9 protein-coding genes and 2 tRNA genes are annotated in these 10704 nt (G+C 71.1%); 9 read left to right on the top strand and 2 right to left on the bottom strand.

All coding sequences use genetic code 11. The annotated features are described in order from the left end of the window. Positions 1-53: 53 nt before the first annotated feature. Positions 54-2843 carry an AfsR/SARP family transcriptional regulator gene (locus Ani05nite_RS40525; protein ID WP_203777509.1) on the top strand — a complete coding sequence of 930 codons (2790 nt, stop codon included), beginning with the start codon at positions 54-56 and terminating at the stop codon, positions 2841-2843. A gap of 91 nt (positions 2844-2934) precedes the next feature. After that, complete coding sequence (locus tag Ani05nite_RS40530; protein WP_203777511.1) at positions 2935-3549, top strand: hypothetical protein; 615 nt, start codon at positions 2935-2937, stop codon at positions 3547-3549. Between the two features lie 62 nt (positions 3550-3611). On the opposite strand, the gene Ani05nite_RS40535 is transcribed toward Ani05nite_RS40530, so the two are convergent. After that, positions 3612-3685, bottom strand: a tRNA-Gly gene (locus tag Ani05nite_RS40535). Between the two features lie 141 nt (positions 3686-3826). Here Ani05nite_RS40535 and Ani05nite_RS40540 point away from each other — a divergent pair. The 7 genes from Ani05nite_RS40540 (at position 3827) to Ani05nite_RS40570 (ending at position 9873) form a co-directional block, all read left to right on the top strand. Next, a tRNA-Pro gene (locus Ani05nite_RS40540) sits at positions 3827-3900 on the top strand. A 39-nt stretch (positions 3901-3939) separates the two neighbouring features. Beyond that, positions 3940-5289, top strand: coding sequence for a trigger factor (tig, locus tag Ani05nite_RS40545; RefSeq protein ID WP_203777513.1), 1350 nt, complete (start codon positions 3940-3942; stop codon positions 5287-5289). A gap of 205 nt (positions 5290-5494) precedes the next feature. Beyond that, positions 5495-6127 (top strand): ATP-dependent Clp protease proteolytic subunit, encoded by a 633-nt coding sequence (locus Ani05nite_RS40550; protein WP_203777515.1) that lies wholly within the window; start codon positions 5495-5497, stop codon positions 6125-6127. Positions 6128-6138: 11 nt separating this feature from the next. Beyond that, complete coding sequence (locus Ani05nite_RS40555) at positions 6139-6801, top strand: ATP-dependent Clp protease proteolytic subunit (protein WP_203777517.1); 663 nt, start codon at positions 6139-6141, stop codon at positions 6799-6801. 227 nt (positions 6802-7028) lie between these two features. After that, a complete protein-coding gene (gene clpX, locus Ani05nite_RS40560; protein WP_203777519.1) occupies positions 7029-8321 on the top strand; it encodes an ATP-dependent Clp protease ATP-binding subunit ClpX in 1293 nt (430 codons plus the stop codon). Between the two features lie 137 nt (positions 8322-8458). Continuing rightward, positions 8459-8962 carry a GNAT family N-acetyltransferase gene (locus Ani05nite_RS40565; protein WP_239131112.1) on the top strand — a complete coding sequence of 168 codons (504 nt, stop codon included), beginning with the start codon at positions 8459-8461 and terminating at the stop codon, positions 8960-8962. A gap of 113 nt (positions 8963-9075) precedes the next feature. Further along, positions 9076-9873, top strand: coding sequence for a carbon-nitrogen hydrolase family protein (locus Ani05nite_RS40570; protein WP_203777522.1), 798 nt, complete (start codon positions 9076-9078; stop codon positions 9871-9873). Between the two features lie 138 nt (positions 9874-10011). On the opposite strand, the gene Ani05nite_RS40575 is transcribed toward Ani05nite_RS40570, so the two are convergent. Beyond that, positions 10012-10227 carry a hypothetical protein gene (locus Ani05nite_RS40575; RefSeq protein WP_203777524.1) on the bottom strand — a complete coding sequence of 72 codons (216 nt, stop codon included), beginning with the start codon at positions 10225-10227 and terminating at the stop codon, positions 10012-10014. Between the last annotated feature and the right edge of the window lie 477 nt (positions 10228-10704).

Raw genomic sequence — 10704 nt, forward strand, 5'->3', positions numbered from 1 at the left:
GACGCGCCTGAATACGATGGATCCGGTCGATGCCGTCGGCCGGGGGAGGGCGCGTGGAGCTGCGGCTGCTCGGCCCGGTGGAGGTGTCCACCGGTGACCGGTTGTGGGAGGTCGGACCGCCGCAACGCCGACACGTGCTGGCCGCCCTCGCGGTGGACGCCGCCCGCCCGGTGACCACCGAGACGCTGATCGACCGGGTGTGGGACGAGGCGCCGCCCGGCGCCCGGCGCACGCTCCAGGTCCACCTCACCCACCTGCGCCGGCTGCTGGAACGGGTGACCGGTGGCGAGACGACGCTGCTGCGCCGCTCGGGCGGCTACGTGCTCGACCTCGAGCCGTCCCGGGTGGACCTGCACCGCTTCCGCGAGCTCGTGCGGCGGTCCCGGTCCGCGGCCGAGCCGGCGCCGCTGCTCCGGGAGGCCCGCGCGCTGTGGCGGGGCGAGCCGCTGGCGGGCCTGGCCGGCGAGTGGGCCGCCGGCTCCCGGCAGGCCTGGCGGCGCTGGTACGGGGACGCCACCGTGGCCTGGGCCCGGGCCGAGCTGGCGGCCGCGAACCCGGACGAGGTCATCGGACCGCTGCTGGACCTGGCCGCCGAGCAGCCCCTGGCCGAGTCCGTGGCGGCCGTGCTGCTGCGCGCCCTGCACGCCGCCGGCCGCTCCGCCGAGGCGCTGCGGCACTACGCCGACCTGCGCGACCACCTGGCCGCCGAGCTCGGCGCCGACCCGGGCGCCGAGTTGCAGGCGGTGCACCAGGCGATCCTGCGCGGCGAGCCGGACCCGCCGCCCGCCGCCCGCCCCGCCGCCGCGGTGGTGCCGCCCCTCCTGCCGGCGGACGTGCCGGGCTTCGCCGGCCGCGACGAGCACCTCTCCCGCCTGGACAAGCTGCTGGCCCGGCCGGCCTCGGGCACGTCGACCGCCGTGGTCATCTCCGCCGTGTCGGGCACCGCCGGGGTCGGCAAGACCGCCCTCGCGGTGCACTGGGCGCACACGGTCGCCGACCAGTTCCCCGACGGCCGGCTGTACGTGAACCTGCGCGGCTTCGAACCCTCCGGCCGGGTGATGGACCCGGCCGAGGCCGTCCGCGGTTTCCTGGACGCGCTCGGCGTGCCGCCCAGCCGGATCCCGCCGGACCCGGACGCCCAGGTGGCCCGCTACCGGGCCCTGCTGGCCGGCCGGCGCGTCCTGATCGTGCTCGACAACGCCCGCGACGCCGAGCAGGTCCGCCCGCTGCTGCCCGGCACCCCGAGCGCGCTGGTCCTGGTGACCAGCCGCAACCAGCTCACCGGCCTGATCGTCACCGAGGGCGCGCACCCGCTGGCCCTCGACGTGCTGTCCCCGGCCGAGTCCCGTGACCTGCTCATCCAGCGCCTCGGCAACGACCGGGTGGCCGGCGAGCCCCGGGCCGTGCGGGAGATCATCGACGCCTGCGCCCGCCTCCCGCTGGCGCTGAGCGTCGCGGCGGCCCGCGCCCAGCAGACCGGCTTCCCGCTGGCCGCGCTGGCCGCGGAGCTCGGCGAGGCCGGCCGGCGGCTGAGCGCCCTGGACGCCGGCGATCCGGTCAGCGACGTGCGGGCGGTGTTCTCCTGGTCGTACGCCACCCTCACGCCGAGCGCCGCGCGGCTGTTCCGGCTGCTGGGCCTGCACCCCGGGGCGGACCTGGCGACCGGCGCGGCGGCGGCCCTGGCGGGCGAGCCGGTTCCGGGGGTACGCGCCCAGCTGGCCCAGCTGGCCCGGGCCAACCTCCTGGTCGAGCACGCCCCCGGCCGTTACACCCAGCACGACCTGCTCCGCACGTACGCGGCCGAACTGACCCGGGCGCACGACTCCGCCGACGCCCGCCGGCACGCCGAGTCCCGCCTGCTGGCCTACTACACGCACACCGCCTGCGCCGCCAACCGGCTGCTGTACCCGACGCTGGAGCCGATCGCCGTACCGCTGGACCCGCCGCCGTCCGGGGTCGCCCCGGAGCACCTGGCCGACCACGGGTCGGCGCTGGCCTGGCTCGCCGCCGAGCACGCGAACCTGCTCGCCGCTCTCGGCCGCGCCGCGGAGTCGGGGGCGCACGCCGTCACCTGGCAACTCGCCTGGGGCCTGGACACCTTCCAGTACCGGCAGTGGCACTGGCACGACCACGCCGCCACCTGGCTGGCCGCCGTGACCGCGGCCCGGCGGCTGGGCCACGCGACCGCCGAGGGGTACGCGCACCGCCGCCTCAGCGACGCCGAGGGCGTGCTCAACCACCCCGAGGCCGCGTACGAGCACGCCGAGCAGGCCCTACGCCTGTTCTCGGCGGCCGCCGACCGGTTCGGCGAGGGCTGCGTGCACCTCGACCTGTCCATGCTGGCCGAGCGGCAGGGCGACAACGAGCAGGCGCTGGCGCACGCCCGGCGGGCCCTGGACGTCGCCCGGGAGATCGGCCACGAGCGCCAGCAGGCGCGGGCGCTGAACACCGTCGGCTGGTTCCACGCCCTGCTGGGCGACCAGGCGGCGGCGCTGGACTTCTGCGGCGAGGCGCTGGCCGTGAACCTGCGGCTGGGCGACACCGAGAGCACGGCGATGACCCTGGACAGCATCGGGTTCGCGTACCGCAATCTCGGCGACCACGGCCCGGCGGTGGCGTCCTACGAGCGGGCCATCGCGATCTACCGCGAGCTGGGCTACTCGTTCCCGACGGCGGACACCCTGGTCCGGCTGGGCGAGACCCACGAGGCGGCAGGCCATCCGGAGGCGGCCCGGGCGGCGTGGCACGAGGCGCTGAAGATCTTCCTGGAGCTGGGCCACTCGATGGCCGCGGAGGTCCGCGCCAAGCTCCGCGCCCTGGGCGGTGCCCGAGGCCAAGGATGAGCACGGGCCGGCGCCGGCGCCCTGGCCGTACGGGCGCGAGCCGCCGAGCATGGACCCGAGCGTTCCGGTCAGCCACCTGTGGAGGCGAATCGTGAGCATCGTCGGTCCGCTGCTTGCTCTCGCCGGCGTCCTTCTCGGCGCTGTGCTCTCGTACGCGTTCTCCGTGCAGGGGGAGAACCGACGCGAACGGTGGGCGCTCAGCCGGGAGTGGCGAGAACGCCGCCTGCAGACCTACGGCGCTTTCGTCTCCGACATCAAACGGATGAAGAGCGTCGCGGCGCGCATCGCCGCTGACGTCGGCCTCGACGACCAGGCCCCGCCGATGACCCGGGAAGCCGGTAAGGACGTGCTGGCCGAAGCGAACATGGCCCGGGGCAATTCGTTCGAAACTCTCAGCCTGATCGCGGGCCGGGAAGTCGTCCAGGCGGCCAGAGCGCTCAACCGTGCGGTATGGCGTCTGGAGTGGTTCGCCCGGGGCCTGCTGGACGACACCGATGTCGACGGCTGGCTCGTGGCCAAGCGCGGCTACTACCACGCGCTGAACCGCTTCCATGAGATCGCCCGGCACGAGCTGGGGGTGACCGGCGTCTTCTCACCCCGCGAAGAGGAGGGCTCACCACGCGAGCAGTACGAGCTGGAGCGGCAAGCCCGGACCCTCCCGGGCCGGCGTCCCCCGCATGCGTCACCTGCCGCCGAGCCGAACTGACCGCGTCGCTCATGACGAAGGCCCAGGTCGAGGAAACCGCCTCTGACCTGGGCCTTCGCACGTGGAGCGGGCGACGAGAATCGAACTCGCGTAATCAGTTTGGAAGACTGAGGCTCTACCATTGAGCTACGCCCGCACTGCGCCGCACCTGCGTACCGCGCGTGCCCACCCTACTGAATGCCGTCGCGGCACGCGAACCCGATATCCCCCGCGTGGCGCGCCCGGGTGACGCCGCGGCACACGGCGCCCGGCCGACCGCATACACTTGCCGTCGCCACGGGGTGTGGCGCAGCTTGGTAGCGCACTCGCTTTGGGAGCGAGGGGCCGTGGGTTCAAATCCCGCCACCCCGACTTCACCAACATCGAAGAGATCCATCAAGGAGTACGCCTGTGAAGAGCACCGTCGAGACTCTGAGTCCGACTCGGGTGCGGCTCGCCATCGAGGTGCCGTTCGACGAGCTGAAGCCCAGCCTGCTGAAGGCGTACCGCGAAATCGGTTCTCAGGTCCAGATCCCCGGCTTCCGCCGGGGCAAGATCCCCGCCGCGGTCATCGACCAGCGCGTCGGCCGGGGCACGGTCCTCAACGAGGCCGTGCAGGAGGCCATCCCGCAGCAGATCCTCGCCGCGGTGCGCGAGCACGACGTCAAGACGCTCGGCCGCCCCGAGGTGGAGATCACCGAGTTCGCCGACAACGAGCCGCTGAAGTTCACCGCCGAGGTCGACGTGCGGCCGGAGATCACGATCCCCGACCTGTCCGCCATCTCGGTCACGGTCCCGGCCGTGGAGATCGGCGACAACGAGATCGACGAGCAGATCAACGGCCTGCGCGAGCGGTTCGCCACGCTCAAGACCGTGGACCGTCCGGCCCAGGAGGGCGACTACGTCCAGCTCGACCTGCGGGCGACGGTCGACGGCGAGGAGGTGCCCGGCGGCTCCGCGACCAACATCTCGCACGAGGTCGGCAGCAAGCAGCTGCTCCCGGGCCTCGACGAGGTCCTGGTCGGCCTGGTCGCCGGCGCCGACGCGACCTTCACCACCCAGCTCGTGGGCGGCGACTTCGCCGGCCGTGACGCCGAGGTGGCCGTCAAGGTCAACACGGTCAAGGACAAGCAGCTGCCCGAGATCGACGACGAGTTCGCGCAGCTGGCCAGCGAGTTCGACACCCTCGACGAGCTGAAGAACGACCTGCGCGAGCGGCTCGGCAAGGTCAAGAAGGTCGAGCAGATCTACGCCGCCCGCGACGAGGCGCTCAAGCAGCTCGTCGAGGCCGCGGACATCCCGGCCCCCGAGGGCATCGTCAAGGACGAGGTCGAGGGCCGCAAGCAGGCCATGACCGACCAGCTCGAGCGCATCGGCGCCACCCTCGAGGACTACCTGACCTCGGAGGAGAAGACCGAGGAGCAGATCGACACCGAGCTGACCGAGGCGGCCACCGAGGGCGTCCGGATCCAGCTGCTGCTCGACACCATCGCGGACGCCGAGGACATCCAGGTCTCCGACGACGAGTTCGGCCACGAGATCGTGCACCGCGCCCAGCGCGCCCAGATGCAGCCGCAGCAGTACTACGACCAGCTCGTCCAGTCGGGGGCGGCCGCGGCCGTCTTCGGCGACGTGCGCCGCGGCAAGGCCCTGGCGAGCGTCATGGAGCGGGTCACGATGACCGACACCGCCGGCAACACCCTCTCCCTCGACGACCTCCGTGAGGCCTCCGAGGACGAGCACGCCGGGCACAACCACTGAGCTGGGACCACGAGCCGGCCGCCGCGCGTCACTCTCGGTGCGCGGCGGCCGCGCTTTTTCCGGGTACGGCGGGAGCTGATGCGCTGTCAGCGAACACCTGCCCGAGCGGGAAGCTGATGCGCATGCGACCGGTTAGGTTGGTCGTACGACGGACAACCTGCCGGCCGGATAGCTCGGCCGACACAGTCAGCTGTGAAGGGCTGCCATGACCGATCTGCACATCCCTGCGAGTCCCCTCCTGCGTGGTGGTGACTCCATCAGTGGCAACCTCGACGACTCGGTATACAACCGCCTGCTGCGGGAGCGGATCATCTTCCTCGGCAGTGAAGTGACCGACCAGGTCGCCAATCGCATCTGCGCGCAGTTGCTCCTGCTCTCGGCGGAGGACCCGGACCGCGACATCAACCTCTGGATCAACTCGCCGGGTGGTTCCGTCTACTCCGGCATGGCGATCTACGACACGATGCAGTTCATCGACAACGACGTCTCCACCGTGGCCATGGGCATGGCCGCGTCGATGGGGCAGCTGCTGCTCTGCGCCGGCACCAAGGGCAAGCGCTACGCGCTGCCGCACGCGCGGATCATGATGCACCAGCCCTCGGGCGGCATGGGCGGCACGGCCGCCGACATCGCCATCCAGGCCGAGCAGATGCTCTACACCAAGCGCATGTTCCAGGAGCGGGTGTCCTTCCACACCGGCCAGGACCAGGCGCAGATCGAGGCCGACTCCGACCGGGACCGCTGGTTCACGGCCGAGGAAGCGAAGAACTACGGCTTCATCGACAAGGTGATCACCGGGGCCACTCAGGTTCCCGAGGGCGCCGGAACGCTGAACTGAGGAGCTGAACCATGACCGACCTGACCATGCCCTCCGGGTTCGCTCCGGTGCACAACCGCTACGTCCTGCCCTCGTTCGTCGAGCGCACGTCGTACGGCGTGAAGGAGTCGAACCCGTACAACAAGATGTTCGAGGACCGGATCATCTTCCTCGGCGTCCAGGTGGACGACGCGTCGGCCAACGACGTGATGGCCCAGCTGCTGACGCTGGAGAGCGCCGACCCGGACCGCGACATCCTGATGTACATCAACTCGCCCGGTGGCTCGTTCACCGCCATGACGGCGATTTACGACACCATGCAGTACGTCCGCCCGGACATCAGCACGGTGTGCCTGGGCCAGGCGGCCAGCGCGGCCGCGGTGCTGCTCGCGGGGGGCACCCCCGGCAAGCGGATGGCGCTCCCGCACTCGCGGATCATCATCCACCAGCCGGCCACCGAGGGCGGCTACGGCCAGGGTTCGGACATCGAGATCCAGGCCCGCGAGATCCTGCGGATGCGCAGCCAGATGGAGGAGATGATCTCCCGCCACTCGGGCCGCACGCCCGAGCAGGTCCGCAAGGACGTCGACCGCGACAAGATCATGACGGCGGCCGAGGCCAAGGAGTACGGCCTGGTCGACACCGTGCTGGCCACCCGTAAGAAGAGCCTGCAGGGCGTCGGCGCGGCCAGCTGAGCACGCGGTGCCGGGGGTCGGTCGGCTCACGCTAGACTGACTGACCCCTGACACGCCCGTTTTGGGGGGTCGGAGAACGGCCCCGCACCGGGTAACGTCAAGCCAGCAACCTCAGTAACGCGGACCGGCAGACGATGAACTCTGTGGGACGTGGTTCGGCAACGAGGAAATCATTCCTCAGGCCAGGGGCCGGCAGCAGCCGGCCGATGAGCGCAGGGAGAACGTAGGTGGCACGGATCGGCGACGGTGGCGACCTACTGAAGTGCTCCTTCTGTGGGAAGTCCCAGAAGCAGGTCAAGAAGCTCATCGCGGGCCCTGGTGTCTACATCTGCGACGAGTGCATCGACCTCTGCAACGAGATCATCGAAGAGGAGCTGGCCGAAACCGGCGAGGTGAAGTGGGAAGAGCTTCCCAAGCCGATGGAGATCTGCCAGTTCCTCGACACCTACGTGGTGGGGCAGGAGCAGGCCAAGAAGGCCCTCTCGGTGGCTGTCTACAACCACTACAAGAGGATCCAGGCCGAGTCGGCCGGCGCGCCCGGGGGTGGCAGCGACGTCGAGGTGGCCAAGTCCAACATCATGCTCATCGGCCCCACCGGCTGCGGTAAGACCCACCTGGCGCAGACGCTGGCCCGGATGCTCAACGTGCCGTTCGCCATCGCGGACGCCACGGCGCTGACCGAGGCCGGCTACGTGGGCGAGGATGTCGAGAACATCCTGCTCAAGCTCATCCAGGCCGCCGACTACGACGTCAAGCGCGCCGAGCAGGGCATCATCTACATCGACGAGGTCGACAAGATCGCCCGCAAGAGCGAGAACCCGTCGATCACCCGGGACGTCTCCGGCGAGGGCGTGCAGCAGGCCCTGCTGAAGATCCTCGAGGGTACGGTCGCCAACGTGCCGCCGCAGGGCGGCCGCAAGCACCCGCACCAGGAGTTCATCCAGATCGACACCACCAACGTGCTGTTCATCGTGGGTGGCGCGTTCGCGGGGCTGGACCGGATCATCGAGTCCCGCGTCGGCCAGGGCGGCGTCGGCTTCGGCGCGCACCTGCGGTCGATCTCTGAGCGCAACACCGACGACATCTTCAGCAAGGTGATGCCGGAGGACATGCTGAAGTTCGGGCTCATCCCCGAGTTCATCGGCCGGCTCCCGGTGATCACCACGGTCCGCAACCTCGACCGCGAGGCGCTGATCAAGATCCTCACCGAGCCCCGCAACGCCTACGTGAAGCAGTACCAGCGGCTCTTCGAGCTGGACGGCGTGGAGCTGGAGTTCGACACCGGCGCCCTCGAGGCGATCGCCGACCAGGCGATGCTGCGCGGCACCGGCGCCCGCGGCCTCCGCGCGATCATGGAGGAAGTCCTCCAGACGGTCATGTACGAGGTCCCGAGCAACCCCGACGCCGCCCGGGTGCTGATCACCCGCGAGGTCGTGGTGGAGAACGTCATCCCGACGATCGTCCCCCGCGAGTTCGTGGGCCGGCGCGCCCGCCGCGAGCGCGAGGAGAAGTCGGCCTGACAGCCGCGTACGGGCTGCCCGAGATCCTGGGCCGCATCGAGCACGACGAACGGCTCCCGGCCGATCCCTGGCTGGAGCTCGTACCGCCACCGTCGCCCCAGCGGGCGGCGGTGGCGTCGTTTCCCGGTCATGTGGTCGTGGCGGCCGACGTCGACCGGCCCTGGCTCGACTCGTTCCTCGGCACGGGCGACGACCTGAGCGCGCCCCTGTCCCCGCTGTTCCTGCGCGCCCTCGAGGAACGCCTCCGCCTCTCCGCCGGCAACATCGACGCGGTGCTGCTCGCTCCGCCCGCCCCGGGAAAGCCCTCAGTGGCTCTGTCCCGTATCGCCGACAGCGACCACCCCCGGGTGGTGCGGGCCCGCCGTTACCGCGACGACGTGCGGATCTGGACGTGCGGGCCGGGGGTCCTGATGCTGGGCCGGGGGCTCGGCGGGCGGTGGGAGGCCGCGGTCGAGGTCGAGCCCGGCGCCCGCAACGGGGGACTGGGGCGGACGCTGGCGGCTGCTGCGCGCCACCTGGTGCCCGGCGGGCGGCCGGTGTGGGCTCAGGTCGCGCCGGGCAACGCCGCGAGCCTGCGGGCGTTCCTGGCGGCGGGCTACGACCCGGTGGGCGCCGAGGTGCTCCTGATGCCACCTCGCTAGCGGCGTCACCGCCCGGACAGGACGTCCTCCCGGTGACGTCGACCGGGCGGCGGGCACGGCGGTCGGCACTCGTGGCACGCGGGGGCGGTGCTCTGCGCCGTACCCTGGCAGTCATGCGCGTCGCCGTTTGCCAGCTCAACGCTCGCGATGACCGGGCGGCCAATCTGGCCGCCGCCCGCGAGCTGCTCGGCCGCGCGGCCGAGGCGGGCGCGGACCTCGCGGTCCTGCCCGAGTACGTCGACTATCTGGGCCGGGCCGCCGGCCTGCCCAAACCCGAGCCGGCCGACGGCGAGTTCGCCGCCTTCTTCGCGGCCGCGGCCCGCGAGCTGGGCATCTGGGTGCACGCGGGCTCGTTCCACGAGGCCGGACCGGACGAGGAACGGACCTACAACACCTCGCTGGTCTTCGACCGGACGGGCGCCCTCGCCGCGACCTACCGCAAGATCCACCTGTACGACGTGGAGATCCCCGGCCGCGTGTCCTACCAGGAGTCCCGCTCGGTGGCACCGGGCGAGGAGACCGTGGTGACGGACGTCGACGGTGTCCGGACCGGCCTGTCGATCTGCTACGACCTGCGCTTCCCCGAGCTGTACCGGCGGCTGGCCGTCGACGGCGACGCCCGGGTGCTCATCGTGCCGGCGGCGTTCATGATGCACACGGGCCGCGACCACTGGGAGGTGCTGCTGCGCGCCCGGGCGATCGAGAACCAGTGTTACGTGGTGGCGGCGGGCCAGATCGGCGACCACGAACCCGGCCGTACCTGCTTCGGCCGCAGCATGATCATCGACCCGTGGGGGACGGTGCTGGCGCAGGCGCCGGACAAGGTGGGCATCGTGACCGCCGAGCTCGACCTGGACCACCTCGCCAAGATCCGTACGGAGCTCCCGAGCCTGGCCAACCGCCGCCTGTAGCTGGGCGGCGCATTCCACTTCCTCCCGCTCCGCTCACTTCCTCGGGTTGCGCCGCCAGCCGTGTATCCGCTGCGTCGAGCGAGCTTCCGTCGGGTGGGAGCCCGTTCATCCGTCCGGCGGCCCGGCGTGCCTACGGCCTCAGAAGCTCTGGACCAGGTAGCTCAGGACCGCCACGCACACCAGGGCGCCGCCGATGAGCAGCATCGCTCCGCCCATCCGGGTCGGTCCGCGCTGGACCAGCCGGTGCACCGACACGACGACCGCGGCGACCACGAGAACGCCGATGATCACCTGCGTGAGCGGCACCAGCAGACTGAGCAACGCGTCGGCGGCGAGCACCGGGGGAGGGGCCATGACTGCCACTCTGGCACGGTGTCGCACCCGATGCCGGGATGGGCACGGACGTCGATTTGCGTTTCGGGTGGGGCGTCGCGTAACTTTCTCTCTGCCCGAGGGGAACCCGGACGGAACGGCACGAAAGTGACCGATTCGGCGGTAACTTGGAGGCAGCTGAAGGCAAGCGTTATGCTTACCGACAGCACCGGGCGATGCAGGCGGGGCCGGGAAGCCGGAGTTGCGCCAGCGAGACCGACCGGGTAAAGTACAACAGCCGGCAGGAGCCGGGCGGATGGATCGTTCAGCGATCATCGGCCGGTCTGCAAGGCCACCCGACGACACTCACACCTTCTGGGGTGAGCGTTAGCACGGGAACCATTCGGGCGGTGCCACGAAGATCTTCGGATCTTCCAAGACTCAGGTCTTGCGCTGGCGAAGCCGACCGGGTAAGTTAGAGGGGTTGCCCCGTAGCGGGTTCTGAAACGGAACTCGGTG

Source organism: Actinoplanes nipponensis, assembly GCF_016862275.1.
Taxonomy (GTDB): domain Bacteria; phylum Actinomycetota; class Actinomycetes; order Mycobacteriales; family Micromonosporaceae; genus Actinoplanes; species Actinoplanes nipponensis.

What these genes read in the sequence shown, in the direction of transcription:
- Ani05nite_RS40550 (WP_203777515.1), top strand. Translation starts at nt 5,495, where the DNA reads ATGACCGATCTGCACATCCCTGCGAGTCCCCTCCTGCGTGGTGGTGAC.
- Ani05nite_RS40555 (WP_203777517.1), top strand. Translation starts at nt 6,139, where the DNA reads ATGACCGACCTGACCATGCCCTCCGGGTTCGCTCCGGTGCACAACCGC.
- Ani05nite_RS40570 (WP_203777522.1), top strand. Translation starts at nt 9,076, where the DNA reads ATGCGCGTCGCCGTTTGCCAGCTCAACGCTCGCGATGACCGGGCGGCC.
- Ani05nite_RS40575 (WP_203777524.1), bottom strand. Translation starts at nt 10,227, where the DNA reads ATGGCCCCTCCCCCGGTGCTCGCCGCCGACGCGTTGCTCAGTCTGCTG.